The 15,084-nt window shown below is 64.1% G+C and carries 13 protein-coding genes; 4 read left to right on the forward strand and 9 right to left on the reverse strand.

Annotated features, from left to right (window positions below; genetic code table 11):
* Positions 1-142: 142 nt before the first annotated feature.
* Positions 143-1,186, reverse strand: coding sequence for a rod shape-determining protein (locus ACVC5H_RS01220; RefSeq protein ID WP_006465688.1), 1,044 nt, complete (start codon positions 1,184-1,186; stop codon positions 143-145).
* Positions 1,187-1,546: 360 nt separating this feature from the next.
* Between ACVC5H_RS01220 and gatC the strand changes: the two genes are divergently transcribed.
* The 3 genes from gatC (at position 1,547) to gatB (ending at position 4,894) form a co-directional block, all read left to right on the forward strand.
* Positions 1,547-1,849: an Asp-tRNA(Asn)/Glu-tRNA(Gln) amidotransferase subunit GatC gene (gene gatC / locus ACVC5H_RS01225; protein WP_489620605.1), complete on the forward strand. Its 303-nt coding sequence runs from the start codon at positions 1,547-1,549 to the stop codon at positions 1,847-1,849.
* Between the two features lie 72 nt (positions 1,850-1,921).
* On the forward strand, positions 1,922-3,388 hold the full coding sequence (gene gatA, locus ACVC5H_RS01230) for an Asp-tRNA(Asn)/Glu-tRNA(Gln) amidotransferase subunit GatA (protein ID WP_489620606.1): 1,467 nt from the start codon (positions 1,922-1,924) through the stop codon (positions 3,386-3,388).
* A gap of 45 nt (positions 3,389-3,433) precedes the next feature.
* Complete coding sequence (gatB, locus tag ACVC5H_RS01235) at positions 3,434-4,894, forward strand: Asp-tRNA(Asn)/Glu-tRNA(Gln) amidotransferase subunit GatB (protein WP_489620607.1); 1,461 nt, start codon at positions 3,434-3,436, stop codon at positions 4,892-4,894.
* Positions 4,895-4,967: 73 nt separating this feature from the next.
* On the opposite strand, the gene ACVC5H_RS01240 is transcribed toward gatB, so the two are convergent.
* Positions 4,968-5,891: a cupin-like domain-containing protein gene (locus ACVC5H_RS01240; RefSeq protein WP_489620608.1), complete on the reverse strand. Its 924-nt coding sequence runs from the start codon at positions 5,889-5,891 to the stop codon at positions 4,968-4,970.
* Positions 5,892-6,044: 153 nt separating this feature from the next.
* On the opposite strand from ACVC5H_RS01240, the gene ACVC5H_RS01245 reads away from it, so the two are divergent.
* On the forward strand, positions 6,045-6,935 hold the full coding sequence (locus ACVC5H_RS01245; RefSeq protein ID WP_489620609.1) for a TauD/TfdA dioxygenase family protein: 891 nt from the start codon (positions 6,045-6,047) through the stop codon (positions 6,933-6,935).
* Here the strand turns inward: ACVC5H_RS01245 and ACVC5H_RS01250 are convergent.
* The 7 genes from ACVC5H_RS01250 to ACVC5H_RS01280 all read right to left on the reverse strand — a co-directional run bounded on the left by ACVC5H_RS01250 (position 6,899) and on the right by ACVC5H_RS01280 (position 14,987).
* Positions 6,899-8,503 (reverse strand): methyl-accepting chemotaxis protein, encoded by a 1,605-nt coding sequence (locus tag ACVC5H_RS01250; RefSeq protein WP_489620610.1) that lies wholly within the window; start codon positions 8,501-8,503, stop codon positions 6,899-6,901. The two genes, ACVC5H_RS01245 and ACVC5H_RS01250, sit on opposite strands and share 37 nt — an antisense overlap.
* Before the next feature lie 161 nt (positions 8,504-8,664).
* Entirely contained in the window at positions 8,665-10,191 is a 1,527-nt protein-coding gene (locus tag ACVC5H_RS01255; protein ID WP_489620611.1) for a M81 family metallopeptidase, read from the reverse strand.
* A gap of 37 nt (positions 10,192-10,228) precedes the next feature.
* Positions 10,229-11,488 (reverse strand): Zn-dependent hydrolase, encoded by a 1,260-nt coding sequence (locus ACVC5H_RS01260; RefSeq protein WP_489620612.1) that lies wholly within the window; start codon positions 11,486-11,488, stop codon positions 10,229-10,231.
* Between the two features lie 137 nt (positions 11,489-11,625).
* On the reverse strand, positions 11,626-12,330 hold the full coding sequence (locus ACVC5H_RS01265) for an ABC transporter ATP-binding protein (protein ID WP_489620613.1): 705 nt from the start codon (positions 12,328-12,330) through the stop codon (positions 11,626-11,628).
* Positions 12,327-13,094, reverse strand: coding sequence for an ABC transporter ATP-binding protein (locus ACVC5H_RS01270; protein ID WP_489620614.1), 768 nt, complete (start codon positions 13,092-13,094; stop codon positions 12,327-12,329). The genes ACVC5H_RS01265 and ACVC5H_RS01270 overlap by 4 nt, the downstream gene beginning before the upstream one ends.
* Positions 13,091-14,089: a branched-chain amino acid ABC transporter permease gene (locus tag ACVC5H_RS01275; protein WP_489620615.1), complete on the reverse strand. Its 999-nt coding sequence runs from the start codon at positions 14,087-14,089 to the stop codon at positions 13,091-13,093. The genes ACVC5H_RS01270 and ACVC5H_RS01275 overlap by 4 nt, the downstream gene beginning before the upstream one ends.
* Before the next feature lie 31 nt (positions 14,090-14,120).
* Positions 14,121-14,987: a branched-chain amino acid ABC transporter permease gene (locus tag ACVC5H_RS01280; RefSeq protein ID WP_489620616.1), complete on the reverse strand. Its 867-nt coding sequence runs from the start codon at positions 14,985-14,987 to the stop codon at positions 14,121-14,123.
* Between the last annotated feature and the right edge of the window lie 97 nt (positions 14,988-15,084).

The following is a 15,084-nucleotide window of genomic DNA, read 5'->3' on the forward strand; positions in this document are numbered from 1 at the left end:
CTGTGGCTGGTCGGCGTGAACGGCGTCATATCGAACGTATCGGTTCCCCACTCATCCGACGGTACATCGCCGCCGGTTCATGCTGTGCTGCCTGCGCCTGCAGTCCGGCAGGCTTATCGTGCAGGCGGGCTGTCCTGCCGGCTTATTCGGCCGAGAAGATCGAGCCCAGCTTGTCCATGCGGTCCAGCGCCATGCCCGAGCCGCGGACCACGCAGGTCAGCGGATCTTCGGCCACGATCACCGGCAGGCCGGTTTCTTCCATCAGCAGGCGGTCCAGGTCGCGCAGCAGCGCGCCGCCACCGGTCAACATCATGCCCTTTTCGGCAATGTCGGCGCCCAGTTCCGGCGGGGTCTGTTCCAGCGCGTTCTTGACGGCCGAGACGATGTTGTTCAGCGGATCCGTCAGGGCTTCCAGGATTTCATTGCTGGAGATGGTGAAGGAGCGCGGGATGCCTTCGGACAGGTTGCGGCCCTTGACTTCCATTTCCTTGACTTCGGAGCCGGGAAAGGCCGAGCCGATTTCCTTCTTGATCGCTTCGGCGGTCTGTTCGCCGATCAGCATGCCGTAGTTGCGGCGGATGTAGTTGACGATGGCTTCATCGAACTTGTCGCCGCCCACGCGCACCGAACCCTTGTAGACCATGCCGCCCAGCGAGATGATGCCCACTTCGGTGGTGCCGCCGCCGATGTCCACCACCATCGAACCGGTGGCGTCGGAGACCGGCAGGCCCGAGCCGATGGCAGCGGCCATCGGTTCCTCGATCAGGTAGACCTGGGATGCCCCCGCGCCCAGGGCCGATTCGCGAATGGCGCGGCGTTCCACCTGGGTCGAGCCGCAGGGAACGCAGATGATGATGCGCGGGGAAGGGCGGAACAGCTTGGAGTCATGCACCATGCGGATGAATTGCTTCAACATCTGCTCGGTGACGGTGAAATCGGCGATCACGCCGTCCTTCATCGGGCGGATCGCCTCGATGTTGCCGGGCACCTTGCCCAGCATCTGCTTTGCTTCCTTGCCGACCGCCTGGATGGTCTTCTTGCCGTTGGGGCCGCCTTGCTGGCGGATCGCCACCACCGACGGCTCGTCCAGCACGATGCCGTGGCCGCGCGCGTAGATTAGCGTGTTCGCGGTGCCCAGGTCGATCGCCAGATCGTTCGAAAAGTAACTGCGGAGAAATCCAAACATGAGTTGTCCTGATGCGCCCGCCACGGGGCGCCTAGCTTTTTGATAGGGGGAGGGTGTCCGTTCATGCTGCGGCGACGCGAAAATCAGGCGCCTGCAAGGCATTAATCCGACATTCTACCTTATAATTCTCGAGAAACCAGCAAGCCGGTTAGCCAAAAACATCAGCATTCCGGGCGCTTGCGGCCGCCATCCGGCGCGGGTTTGCCGTTTTTTACGCCTGATCCGCCATGACCCGGACGAGCCGCCGCGCAAGCGAGCTTGCCGCCGGCGCCAAGTCTGCAGAAGACGTCTTCTGGCCGCAGCGGCTACGGGTCCTCCAATTTCAACATCACGCGGCGCGCCCTGCGCGTCCTTTCGATCATGTCTCTTGCCCTTTCCGACGTCAAACGCATTGCCAACCTGTCCCGACTGGAGTTGACCGACGCCCAGGCCGGCGCCACGCTGGACAAGCTCAATGGCATTTTTGCCCTGGTGGAGCAGATGAAAGCCATCGACACCTCCGGCGTGGAACCGCTGTCGCACCCGATTGCCGCCATCGAGCCGGCGCTGGCGCTGCGCCTGCGCGAAGACGTCGTGACCGAGACCAATCGCCGCGACGACTACCAGCAACCGGCCCCGGCCACCCAGGATGGCCTGTACCTGGTCCCCAAGGTGATCGAATAAACCCGGCGCCCCGTCCAGAACCTGTCCGCATCCGGCCCAGCCGGCCCGCAAGACCGCAGCGTAACCAATTCCATGCACAAGCTCACCCTCAAAGAACTGTCCGCGCAACTGCAAGCGCGCAAGATTTCCGCCACTGAACTGGCGACCCTGTTCCTGGACCGCATCGAGGCCAGCGATCTCAATGCCTTCCTGCACGTGGACCGCGCACTGACCCTGGCGGAGGCCAAGGCCGCCGATGCGCGCCTGGCAGGCAATGATGCGCCTGCTCTGACCGGTGTGCCCATTGCACACAAGGACATCTTCGTCACCCGCAACTGGCGCACCACGGCCGGCTCGCGCATGCTGCAGGACTATGTGAGCCCCTTCGATGCGACCGTGGTGGAACAGTTCAACGCTGCCGGCACGGTCACCCTGGGCAAGCTCAACTGCGACGAATTCGCCATGGGTTCCAGCAATGAGAACTCCTTCTATGGCCCGGTCAAGAATCCCTGGGACAAGACCGCCATCCCCGGCGGCTCCTCGGGCGGCTCTGCGGCCGCCGTGGCCGCGCGCCTGGTGCCGGCCGCCACCGCCACCGACACCGGCGGCTCGATCCGCCAGCCGGCCTCGCTGTGCGGCGTGACCGGCATCAAGCCGACCTATGGCAGCGTCTCGCGCTATGGCATGATCGCCTTCGCCTCCTCGCTGGACCAGGGCGGCCCGATTGCCAAGACGGCCGAAGACTGCGGCCTGCTGTTGAACACCATGATCGGCTTCGACGAGCGCGACTCCACCAGCCTGCAGCGCCCCAAGGAAGATTTCACCCGCTCGCTGAACCAGAGCCTGCAAGGCCTGCGCATCGGCGTGCCCAAGGAATTCTTCGGTGCCGGCCTGGCCGCCGACGTGGAAGCCGCCGTGCGCGGCGCCCTGGCCGAGTTCGAGAAGCTGGGTGCCAGGCTGGTCGACATTTCGCTGCCCAAGACCGAGCTGTCGATCCCGGTGTATTACGTGATCGCCCCGGCCGAAGCCTCGTCGAACCTGTCGCGCTTCGATGGCGTGCGCTACGGCCATCGCGCCGCCGACTACAAGGACCTGGCCGAGATGTACAAGAAGTCGCGTGCCGAGGGCTTTGGCGAGGAAGTCAAGCGCCGCATCCTGGTCGGTTCCTACGTGCTCTCGCACGGCTACTACGACGCCTACTACCTGCAAGCCCAGAAGATCCGCCGCCTCATCGCCGAAGACTTCCAGCGCGCCCTGGCCGGCCCCGACCGCCAGTGCGACGTCATCATGGGCCCGGTCTCGCCCACCGTCGCCTGGGACCTCGGCGACAAGGCTGATGACCCGGTGGCCAACTACCTGGCCGACATCTTCACGCTCTCCACCAGCCTGGCCGGTCTGCCCGGCATGTCCATCCCTTGCGGATTCGGACAGGGCGAGAAGAACGGCAAGCGCCCGGTCGGCCTGCAGATCATCGGCAATTATTTCGACGAAGCGCGCCTGCTGAACGTGGCGCACCAGTTCCAGCAGGCCACCGACTGGCACCTGCGCGAACCGGCCTGATCGCTGGCCCTCGTCGCCAACAACAGCATTCGCAAGGACAACATCATGCAGTGGGAAGTCGTCATCGGCCTCGAAACGCACACGCAGCTTTCGACCCAATCCAAGATCTTCAGCGGCAGCTCGACCCGCTTCGGCGCCGAACCCAACACCCAGGCCAGCCCGGTGGACCTGGCCTTGCCGGGCGTGCTGCCGGTATTGAACAAGGGCGCGGTGGAACGCGCCATCCAGTTCGGCCTGGCCATCGGTGCCACCATCGCACCGCGCTCCATCTTCGCGCGCAAGAATTACTTCTATCCTGACCTGCCCAAGGGCTACCAGATCAGCCAGTTCGAGATTCCGGTCGTGCAAGGCGGCACCATGTCCTTCGCCGTAGAGAAAGACGGCAAGACCGAGATCAAGACCATCAACCTGACCCGCGCCCATCTGGAAGAAGACGCCGGCAAGTCGCTGCACGAAGACTATCAGGGCATGACCGGCATCGACCTCAACCGTGCCGGCACGCCGCTGCTGGAAATCGTCACCGAACCCGAGATGCGCAGTGCCGCCGAAGCCGTGGGCTATGCCAAGGCCCTGCATTCGCTGGTGATGTGGCTGGGCATCTGCGATGGCAACATGCAGGAAGGCTCCTTCCGCTGCGATGCCAACGTCTCCGTGCGTCCGGTCGGCCAGGAAAAATTCGGTACCCGTTGCGAGATCAAGAACCTGAACTCCTTCCGCTTCCTGGAAGAGGCCATCAACTACGAAGTGCGTCGCCAGATCGAGCTGATCGAAGACGGCGGCACCGTGGTGCAGGAAACCCGCCTCTACGATCCGGACAAGAAGGAAACCCGCTCCATGCGCAGCAAGGAAGACGCGCAGGATTACCGTTACTTCCCCGACCCCGACCTGCCGCCGCTGGCCATCTCGCAAGAGTGGATCGAGCGCGTCAAGGCCACCATGCCCGAGCTGCCCGCCGCCATGCGCGCGCGTTTCGTGGCCGAGTATGCGCTGCCGGAATATGATGCCATGGTGCTGACCCAATCCAAGGGCATGGCCTCCTACTTCGAAGCCGTGGTCGCCGCAGCCGGCAAGGAGCAAGCCAAGCCGGCCGCCAACTGGCTGATGGGTGACGTGGCCTCCACGTTGAACCGCGAAGACACCGATATCGCCGATGCCCCGGTGAAGGCTGCGCAACTGGCGCTGCTGTTGAAGCGCATCGCCGATGGCACCATCTCCAACAAGATCGCCAAGGAAGTCTTCGCCGGCATGTGGGAAGCGAAGTCCGACAAGGAAACCCTGGCCGACGACATCATCGAAGCCAAGGGCTTGAAGCAGATCTCCGACAGCGGTGCGCTGGAAGCCATCGTGGACCAGGTGCTGGCGGCCAACGAGAAGTCGGTTGCAGAATTCCGCGCCGGCAAGGAGCAGGCCATCAACGCCCTGATCGGCCAGGCCATGAAGGCCACGCGCGGCAAGGCCAACCCGGCCCAACTGACCGAATTGCTGCGCAAGAAGCTGGCGGGCTGACCCGCTCAGCTTGCGCAGTAGTTGAACGAGCGAACGAGCCCCACGCCTGGAAACAGGCGTGGGTTTTTTTTTCTTAAGTGGACAGCACCAGCGGCCGCCCCCGCGCCCAGCGATTGCTCGACAGCGAAAACGTCAACGAACTGACCTGGTGATACCAGCCTGCCGGGATGTAGAGCATCTCTCCCGGCTGCACCTCGCAGCACACCAGCGCCGCCTGGCGCGCCAGCGGAAAGCGTTCCAGGTCCGGATGGTCCGGGTCGAAGGGCGAGCCGAACAGGATGGCGTTGGCCTCTTTCGGATAGAGATACTGGTCATGATGGGGCGGCGCCAGCCAGACGCGCTTCTTTCCCCATACCTGGGCGAACACATTGTCGTCATAGTCGCAATGCAGCGGCGTGATGCACCCGGCCGGTCCGATCCAGAAGCGCGGCGGGCCCATCTTCTCGAAGAAGTTGGGCCACTGGCACAGCGCATTCAATGCCCGCAATTCCAGATTGCCGAGATAGGGCGGAAGCCCGCTCTCATCGGCCATTGCCTGCTCCAGGTAATCGACCAGCGTCATGTCCTGCATGGCCCGGTCCGGCGCGAAGGCGGTGTTGATGTAGTCCCCCACGCGCGCCCGCACCGGCAACTGGCCGAAGTGGTTGCGCAGGTCTTCCATGGACATCGCCGACAGCGGCCAGCGGCTGGCCATGCCGGTCATGATGAAGGGCAAGCCGGCCCGCGCACGTGCGCGGAAGGCGGCTGTCTTCTGCGGGCCGATGCGCACGATTTCCTGCACCGCGGGCAGCACGGCGCTGGCTTCGCGGATGGCCTGGCGCATTTCGGCCACCGACGCCACGCCGCGCACCTGCGCATCGCGCTGGTCACGCGCCGCTTTGCGTGCAGCCACTTCCGCAGCGCTCAGCCCGGTGAAGTCGGGCCGGGGCGGCAAGCGGCGTGCCCCAGAATGGGCGGGTTCCGGGTCATCTGAAGGAAAAGGCAAGGGCTGTTTCATCTTGGCTATTGTAGCGGCAGGCCCTAGCACGCTCAGCGCATATGGATATGAATTCTTCTTCCTTGTTGGAGGATGGCCGAGGGGAGTGTAATAAGCGCTTTGGCAGGTCAGCCGGGCGTGGTCCGGTCTGGCCTCGGATACCTAGGAGCCCCCATGTCGGTCGCCACACTGGAACGCGCACAGCAGACCCATCAACAATTCGAGATCCTTCCTTTCGACGCCCCGCTGGGTGCGGAAATCATCGGACTGGACCTGAACCTGCCGGTCTCTTCCGAAGAGCTGGCTCGCATCCGTGGCGCACTGGTCGAGCATGGCGTGGTGGTGTTCCGCAACCAGCGCATCACGCCGCAGCAGCACATCGATTTCAGCCGCCGCTTCGGTCCCTTGCAGGTGCACGTGCTCAACCGCTTCCACCTGGCCGGGCATCCGGAGATCCTGATCGTTTCCAACGTGGTCGAGAATGGCAAGCCCATCGGCCTGGTCGATGCCGGCGCGGACTGGCATTCGGACCTGTCCTACATGCCCAAGCCCAGCCTGGGCGCGCTGTTGCATTCAAAGGAATTGCCGGCCGAGCGCGGCGACACGCTCTATGCCAATACCGCCGCCGCCTGGGACACCCTGCCTGCAGCGCTCAAGACCCAGCTCGAAGGCAAGCGCGCCGTGCATTCCTACGTCTATCGCTACGAGCGCCTGCGCAAGCTCTCGCCCTGGCGCCAGCCGCTGACGCAGCAGCAGATCGACGAGGTGCCGCCGGTGGAGCATCCGGTGGTCATCACCCATCCGGAAAGCGGCCGCAAGATACTCTTCGTCAGCGAAGGGTTTACGTCGCACATCGTCGGCATCCCGCGTGACGAAAGCGATGCGCTCTTGAAGGAACTGCACGCCCACATCACCCGCCCGGAGAATGTCTACACCCACCGCTGGCAACCCAACGACCTGGTGTTCTGGGACAACCGCAGCACCCAGCATTACGCCGCGATCACTCCGCAACACCTGCGCCGCACGCTCTATCGCACCACGGTCGAAGGCGACGTACCGCGCTGACCGCTGGCGCTCGGTAACGCTACCGCGCTGGTATCAAGGCGAAATACGCTGACCGCTTCAGTCAACGAGGCTGCCTGATCCTGCATGGATCGTGCGGCCGCTGCTGCTTCTTCCACCAGCGCGGCATTCTGCTGGGTAGCCTCATCGATGTGGGTGATGGCCAGGTTGACCTGTTCAATGCCATCGCTCTGTTCCTGGCTGGCCAGCGTGATCTCGCGCACGATCTCGGTCACGCGGGCCACGCTGTGTACCACTTCCTGCATGGTGTTGCCGGCCTGGGTCACCAGGCGGCTACCATCGTCCACCTTTTCCACCGATTCATCGATCAGTTGCTTGATCTCCTTGGCGGCCGATGCCGAACGCTGTGCCAGCGAGCGCACTTCCGACGCCACCACCGCAAAGCCGCGCCCCTGCTCGCCGGCACGCGCGGCTTCCACCGCCGCGTTGAGCGCCAGGATATTGGTCTGGAAGGCAATGCCATCGATCACGCTGGTGATGTCGGCAATCTTCTGCGATGAGGCATGGATCTGGCCCATCGTCGCCACCACCTGCTCCACCACCGCGCCGCCCTGGCTGGCCACTTGCGAGGCCGAGGCCGCCAGTTCGTTGGCTTGGCGCGCATTGTCGGCGTTCTGCTTGACGGTGGAGGTCAGCTGTTCCATCGCCGAGGCAGTCTCTTCCAGGGCGCCGGCCTGCTGTTCGGTGCGCGCCGACAGGTCCAGGTTGCCGGTGGCAATCTCGCGTGAAGCGACGTTGATGGTGTCGGTGCCGGAACGGACCCGCCCTACGATATCCAGCAGGTTACCGTTCATGGAGCTCAGCGCGGCCAGCAGCTGGCCGGTCTCATCGCGCCTGTCGGCCTGGATGCGGGAAGTGAGGTCGCCAGCGGCCACGGTCTCGGCAATGGCCACCGCCTGGTTCAGCGGCCGCGTGATGCTGCGCGTGAGCAGCCAGGCCAGCGCCGCCCCCAGGACGATCTCGATGGCGCCCAGCAACAGCAGCATGGCGCGGCCGGAACGGTAATTGCTGTTGATCTCGGCAGCGGCCTCGTCGATTTCCTTCTTCTGGTAATCGGCATAGCGCAACACACTGTTGGCGTAGTCATCCATCATCTTGACCAGCACGGTATCGGTCATCTCGCGGGCGCGGGCATCGTCGCCGGCCGTCTTGACGTCGAAGATCTTCTGGCGCATATCGCGATAGGCGGCGCGCAGCTTGCCGACTTCTTCGAAGAGGCGCTTTTCCTCGGGGTCGTTGATGGCCGCTTCAACCTCCTTCTGCAACTGGCTGACCTTGGCCGACTGGGCATCGATCTGCTTCTGGAAGTAGGCCTGGAAGGCATCGTCATCGTTCTTCATGACGGCAAAGGTACGCACGCCGTTTTCCTTGATGGCCGCATGCCACTGCACGGCATCGCGCTCCTTCTTCAGCGCGATCTGGGTCATTTCGTGGGTGGCGTCTCCAATGCTGCCCAGGCGCCATACGCCCAGGCCCACCATGACGGCCATCAGCATCAGCAAGGCAATGAAGCCGATGGCCAGGCGCACGCCGATCTTGAGGTTTTTCATCCGGTCTCCCCTTGGGTGAAGTGCCCGGCGGCTGCTTTTTTGTTGTGATCCTGGCCGGGCGTATGGCAACGATGAATGGCCCATCATTGCTGACTTGCAGGCTAACACAGGCCCGCGCCTGTACAGCACAACTAGGGAATGTCCTGATGCTTGCTGTTGTATTACGGCAAAGCGCCAGCCGGGCTGGACGGGCCTTGCCAGTCCATGGCCGCATCCAGCGGATAGATCGGCCGGCGCACCTTCTTGATGGGGAACAGCCGGAAGTTGGCACTGGTCGGCCCGCCGCTGTCGGAATCGCATTCCACCAGCGCCCGGCTGATCGGCACAAATACCGGACGGCAATACATGCGTGATTTCAGGATCAGGAAGGCTTGCTGCGACGGGTCCAGGCCCAGGCTGGTAAAGACGCCCAGGTCATAAGGCTCGACCCGCTCCTCAGTGATGACGATGCGCGCCGCGCCGATGTCCAGGAGCACACTGCGTCCCATCTGCAAGCTCGACCCGGTATAGATCGGCCCGGTCACCGTGAAGCGGCCATCGGTGATGACCACGACCTTGCCGGTATAGACCGGCGGTATCTTGCGGATGCCCTGTGCGGCCAGGTCGACCTTGTTGCCCACGGCCAGGGTGACGGTGGCACCCACGCCGGCCGCGACCAGCTGCGCTACCGCCTCGGGATCGCTGACGGGGCCCACGGCGATGCCGCTAAGACCCGCCTGCAGCGCCGCTTCCAGCACGTCCATGGTATTGCAGGTGCCGCCCGACATGACGTTGTCGCTATGGTCCAGTAGCAGCACCGGTCCCTGGCCCGGTCCCTCGCTCAATTGCCGGGCCTGTGCCAGCGACTCGGCCAGGGGCAGGCTGTCATAGACGAAATCGGCGCGCTCGGCCCAGATCTGCCGGGCGATACGCTCGGCCACCGCCTCGGCCAGCGGCGCATCGTTCTCGGTCACCACCACCACCGACATGCCCGCATCGCGGAAATCCGACAGGGGGAAGCCCGCCAGCACCGACACCGCCAGCACGCCCGCCTGTTGTTCCGCCGCCTTGGCCGCTTCCACTGCGCGCTGCATGGCCGAGGCCGAGGTATTGCTGGTCAGCGTGGCCGACAGCACCGGCACCTGGCGCCAGGCCATGCGCGGCTGCGACTTGCCCTGCAGGCGCGCCAGCAGCAGTCGTCCTGCATGCTCGCCGGTCTCGAACATGTCGATGTGCGGATAGGTCTTGAAGCTGACGATGACATCCGCATGCGCCACCATCTTCTGCGTGACGTTGCCATGCAGGTCCAGCGCGACCGCCATGGGCGTGTGCGGGGCGATGCGGCGGATGCGCTCCAGCAGCGTGCCTTCGCCATCCTCGGCGTTCTCGGCCACCATGGCGCCGTGCAGGTCCAGCAGGATGGCGTCGCAACCGCCCTCGATGGCGCGCACGATGGCGTCGCACATCACGGTATAGGCATCGGCCGCCACCGCCGCGCTGGGATTGGCCCAGGCCGCCAGCGGTGTGACGATGTCCGCGCCGATCTGTTCGGCCAGTGCGAGGAAAGCACCCATGGCCGTACGTGCGCCCTTCTGGTCAAGACAGGCGGCGTGGTCCCATTGCGGGGCGAACGCTGCAAGTGGTGTGGGAATCGGCGAGAAGGTATTGGTCTCGTGATTCATGCGTGCAATGACGATTTTCGGCTTCATGTTCAGTTTTTTGCATCAATCCGTTTTCATGCACCAATCACTCGGTGACCACACCCGCACTGGCCAGCATGGCCTGCAACAGCACGTTGCAGCCGGCTTCCAGGTGTTCGGGACGGGCGTCTTCGATCTCGTTGTGGGAGACGCCATCCTTGCAGGGCACGAAGATCATGCCGGCCGGCGCCAGGCGCGCGGCATAGATGGCGTCATGCCCGGCCCCGGACACCACGTCCATGGTCTTGTAGCCCAGCGCGGCGGAGGCAGCGCGCACATTGCCCACGCATTCCGGATGGAAGGGGCAGGGCGGGAAGTAGGACACGCGCTCCAGCTCGATGGACAGTCCGGTCTTCTTGCGCATGGCCTCCAGATAGGCCAGCAGGTCTTCATGCATGCGGGTGAGCGACTCCTCGCTGACGTTGCGCAGGTCGATGGAAAACTTCACCTGTCCGGGAATCACGTTGCGGCTGTTGGGCATCACCTGCACCTGGCCCACCGTGCCACGGCCATAGGGTGGATAGCGATGGGCGATGGCCACCACCTCCTGCATGATGAAGGTCGACACCTGCAGCGCATCCTTGCGGATTTCCATGGGCGTTGGTCCTGCGTGCGATTCGAAACCGGTCACCGTGCAGTCATACCAGGACAGGCCCAAGACGGCCGGCACCACGCCGATGACCGTATCGGCATTCTCCAGCACCGGCCCCTGCTCGATATGCGCCTCGTAATACGCGCCGATGGGATGGTCGCCGCAGACCTGCTCGCCGATATAGCCGATGCGTTCCAGTTCGTCACGCACCTTCTTGCCGTCGATGTCGGTGGCGTTGTAGGCATGCTCCAGCGTGAAGGCGCCGCAGAAGACACCGGAGCCCATCATCACCGGCACGAAGCGCGAGCCCTCTTCGTTGGTCCATACCGCCACCTCGATGGGCGCTTCGGTCTGGATGCCGTGCCGGTTCAGCGTGCGGATCACCTCGATGCCGGAGAGCACGCCATAGTTGCCGTCGAACTTGCCGCCGGTGGGTTGCGTGTCGATGTGCGAGCCCGTCATCACCGGTGGCAGCGCATTGTTGCGGCCGGGGCGGCGCATGAAGATGTTGCCGATCTGGTCCACCACCACGCTCATGCCTTCGGCCCGCGCCCACGAGGTCACCAGGTCGCGACCCTGCTTGTCCAGGTCGGTCAGGGCCAGGCGGCACACGCCACCCTTGGGGGTGCCGCCGATCTGGCCGAGTTCCATCAGGGAATTCCACAGGCGTGCGCCGTCGATGCGCAGGGTGGAGGGGTTGGTTTTCATGTTCATCTTGATTCCTTGTTTGATTTGATACCGGTGCGCCTTCGATACGGCCTTCGGCCTACTCAGGACGAACGGGAGGAGGGGCATCCACTCCCCGTTCGTCCTGAGTAGCCGCGCAGCGGCGTATCGAAGGCGCACCGTCCTCATGCCGCCAGATTCACACCCAGATAACGGTCCTTCACCCCCTCATCGGCCAGGAACGCGGCATTGCTGCCGCCATACACGATGCGCCCCTGTTCGACGATGTAATGCCGGTCCGCCAGCTGCGTACATACTTCCAGGTTTTGCTCCACCAGGATGATGGACATCCCGGTACTCTTGATCTGCCTGATCTGCGCCACGATCTCGTCGACGATCACCGGCGCCAGTCCTTCCACCGGTTCATCCAGCATCAGCACGCGCGGATGGGTCATCAGTGCGCGTGCAATGGCCAGCATCTGCTGCTCGCCGCCCGAGAGCTGGCCGCCGCCATTTTTGCGGCGCTCCTTCAGGCGCGGGAAGATGGCATAGATCTCTTCCAGCCCCCAGGCCGATTCCTTGCGTGCGGCCATGGTCAGGTTCTCTTCCACCGTCAGCAGCTTGAAGATGCCGCGATGCTCGGGCACCAGGCACACGCCGCGCGCGGCGATCTGGTAGGCGGGCAAGCCGCTGATGACCTGGCCCTCGAAGAGCACCCGGCCCTGCGCCGGCGGCACCACGCCGACGATGCTCTTCAAGGTCGTGGTCTTGCCCGCGCCATTGCGGCCCAAGAGCGTCACTACCTCGCCCGCATCGACCTGCAGCGACACGCCCTGCAGGATGTGGCTCTTGCCATAGTAGCCGTGAACGTCTTCCACTTGCAGGATCATGCTTTGCCTCCGGTGATCATGCTGCCGAGATAGGCCCGGCGCACGCGTTCGTCACTGCGGATCTCGGCCGGCTTGCCCTGTGCCAGGATCTGGCCCAGCTGCATGACCGTGATGCGGTCCGAGATATCCATCACGATATCCATGTTGTGCTCGATCAGCACCACCGTGTAGTCGCGCCGCAGCCCGTGGATGAGCTGCTTCATCCCGGCGATGTCGTCGATGCCCATGCCCGAGGTCGGCTCGTCCAGGAAGATCACCTTGGGCCGCCCGGCCATGGCCATGCCCACTTCCAGCCTGCGTTGCTGGCCATGTGAAAGTTCTGCACAGGCCCGCCCCGCCACCGCCTGCAGGGACAGGCGCTCCACCAGCGCATCGGCCAGCGCGCACGCGGCAGTGAATTGTTCGGCACGTTTCCAGGGGTTCAGTGCAGCCAGCGGCGCGCGGCCTTGCGCGGCCAGGCGCAGGTTTTCCCGCACGCTCAGGTTGGGGAACAGGCTGGTCACCTGGAAGGAGCGCGCCAGGCCCTTCTGCACCCGCCGATTGCCGGGCAGGTGCGCCACCTCTTCGCCTTCGACCAGGATGCTGCCCTCGGTGATGGGTGTGGTACCGGTCAGCGTATGGAACAGCGTAGTCTTGCCCGCGCCATTGGGGCCGATCACCGAATGGACGGTGCCGGCCTCGATATCGAGCGTGATGCCGTTGACGGCGGTGAACTTGCCATAGCGCTTGGTCACGTTCACCGCCTGCAGGATGGGGCGGCTCATGAGTGCTTCTCCTTGGTCACGGTGGCGCTCTGTGCAGCATCTTCCTTGTTGCCGCGCACGGCATCGATGATCTTCATCGCGAGGCCAAACAAGCCCTTCTGCATGTAGAGACTGACAGCGATCAACAGCAAGCCCAGCAGCATCAGCCAGCGCGGCCACAGCGTGGAGAGCCAGTTGCCCATCAGCACGTAGAAGCTCGCCCCCAGCACCGAGGCAAACAGGTTGCCGGTACCGCCGATGACGGTCATCACCAGGATTGCTTCGCTGGTGTGGTATTCGATGTTGGACAAGGGCGCCACCCCCGTCATCATCGCGTGCAGCCCGCCGGCGAGACCCGTCACTGCGCCCGAGATCACGAAGGCGGCCAGTTTCAGCAGCCGCACGTCATAGCCCAAGGCCGAGGCACGCGCCTCGTTCTCGCGCACCGCCAGCAGCGTCTTGCCCAGCACCGAATCGACCACCTGCTGCAGCAGCCAGAACACCAGCACGAACAGCAGCGCCACCACCGTGTAGTACTGCCACGAAGAAGTGGTCGGCAGCAGCGTCAGTCCGAACAGTGACAGGGGCGGGCGCGGGATGTCCAGCAGGCCGTTGTCGCCTCCGGTGACGTCCTTCATCGTATAGGCCAGGAAGTAAAACATCTGGGCAAAGGCCAGCGTGAGCATCACGAAGTAGGTGCCGCGCTGGCGGATCGAGAACCAGCCCACCAGCAGCGCCACCAGCGCGCCACCGAGGGCGGCGAAGGCCAGCGCGGGCAGCAGTGCCAGCTTCCACTGCAGCAGCACCACACCGGCGGTATAGCTGCCCACGCCAAAAAAGATGCCCTGGCCGAAAGACATCAGCCCGGTATAGCCCAGCAGCAGGTTGCAGCCCAGCGCGGCCAGCGCAAACACCAGCACTTCGGTGGCCAGCGTGCCCGAGGGCAGCAGCAGCGGCAACAGCAGCGCCACGGCGGCTGCCAACAGGGTGTAACGGAAATGCGCAATCTGTTTCATGGAAACCTCTGTGCAGAAAACGTCAGGCCGCTCAAGCTGCGCCAGGACGGCCCAGCAAGCCATTCGGACGCAACAGCATCACGGCGGCCATCGCGACATAGATCATCAGGTGCGCGCCCTCGGACCAGACCGTGCTCATCACGCTCTGCACGATGCCGACCAGGATGCCGCCAATGAGCGACCCCCAGAAGCTGCCCAGCCCGCCGACCACCACCACCACGAAGGCGATGCCCAGTGCCTCCACGCCCATGAAGGGATCGGCGCCGCGTATCGGTGCGGCCAGCGCACCGGCAAGACCTGCCGTGGCCGCGCCCAGCGCGAAGACCAGGCTGAAGATGCGCTGGATGTTCAAGCCGAGCAGGCTGACCATTTCGGTCGATTCCGATCCGGCGCGCACGATCGAACCCAGGCGCGTGCCTTCCAGCACCCACCACAAGAGCAGCGCAATCACGGCAGTCAGGCCGATGACGAAGAGCCGGTACTTGGGATAGACGAAGCCACTCCACATCACCACGCCCTGCAGCACATCAGGCGGGGCGACATTGTTGCCCAGCGGTCCCCATACCGAGATCACCGCTTCCTGGATCACCAGCGCCATGCCGACCGTAAAGAGGATGTGGAAGTGATGCGGCAGCGCATAGACGTGGCGCAGCACGAAGCGCTCCACGATCCAGGCGAACAGCCCCACGGCCACTGGCGCGATAAGCAGCGACCACCAGAAGCCCAGGCCCAGGTCGGTGACCTCGAAACACAGATAGGCGCCCAGCAGGAAGAAGGCGCCATGCGAGAAATTGACGAAGCGCAGCAGGCCGAAGACGATCGACAAGCCTACCGCCAGCAGGAAGTAGAGCATGCCGATGCCCACGCCATTGGCAATCTGCAGCAGATAGATGTTCATGGAACCTCGTGAGGAGAACAAGGAAGTTCATTAATGCTCAATCCCCGTTCGGACTGAGTAGACCCGCAGGGTCGTATCGAAGGCGCACCGCCAGAAA

This window comes from Herbaspirillum sp. Her3 (assembly GCF_057961275.1).

Excerpts from the sequence above, each read along its gene's own strand:
- ACVC5H_RS01220 (WP_006465688.1), bottom strand. The coding sequence starts at position 1,186 with ATGTTTGGATTTCTCCGCAGTTACTTTTCGAACGATCTGGCGATCGAC.
- gatC (WP_489620605.1), top strand. The coding sequence starts at position 1,547 with ATGTCTCTTGCCCTTTCCGACGTCAAACGCATTGCCAACCTGTCCCGA.
- gatA (WP_489620606.1), top strand. The coding sequence starts at position 1,922 with ATGCACAAGCTCACCCTCAAAGAACTGTCCGCGCAACTGCAAGCGCGC.
- gatB (WP_489620607.1), top strand. The coding sequence starts at position 3,434 with ATGCAGTGGGAAGTCGTCATCGGCCTCGAAACGCACACGCAGCTTTCG.
- ACVC5H_RS01240 (WP_489620608.1), bottom strand. The coding sequence starts at position 5,891 with ATGAAACAGCCCTTGCCTTTTCCTTCAGATGACCCGGAACCCGCCCAT.
- ACVC5H_RS01245 (WP_489620609.1), top strand. The coding sequence starts at position 6,045 with ATGTCGGTCGCCACACTGGAACGCGCACAGCAGACCCATCAACAATTC.
- ACVC5H_RS01250 (WP_489620610.1), bottom strand. The coding sequence starts at position 8,503 with ATGAAAAACCTCAAGATCGGCGTGCGCCTGGCCATCGGCTTCATTGCC.
- ACVC5H_RS01255 (WP_489620611.1), bottom strand. The coding sequence starts at position 10,191 with ATGAAGCCGAAAATCGTCATTGCACGCATGAATCACGAGACCAATACC.
- ACVC5H_RS01260 (WP_489620612.1), bottom strand. The coding sequence starts at position 11,488 with ATGAACATGAAAACCAACCCCTCCACCCTGCGCATCGACGGCGCACGC.
- ACVC5H_RS01265 (WP_489620613.1), bottom strand. The coding sequence starts at position 12,330 with ATGATCCTGCAAGTGGAAGACGTTCACGGCTACTATGGCAAGAGCCAC.
- ACVC5H_RS01270 (WP_489620614.1), bottom strand. The coding sequence starts at position 13,094 with ATGAGCCGCCCCATCCTGCAGGCGGTGAACGTGACCAAGCGCTATGGC.
- ACVC5H_RS01275 (WP_489620615.1), bottom strand. The coding sequence starts at position 14,089 with ATGAAACAGATTGCGCATTTCCGTTACACCCTGTTGGCAGCCGCCGTG.
- ACVC5H_RS01280 (WP_489620616.1), bottom strand. The coding sequence starts at position 14,987 with ATGAACATCTATCTGCTGCAGATTGCCAATGGCGTGGGCATCGGCATG.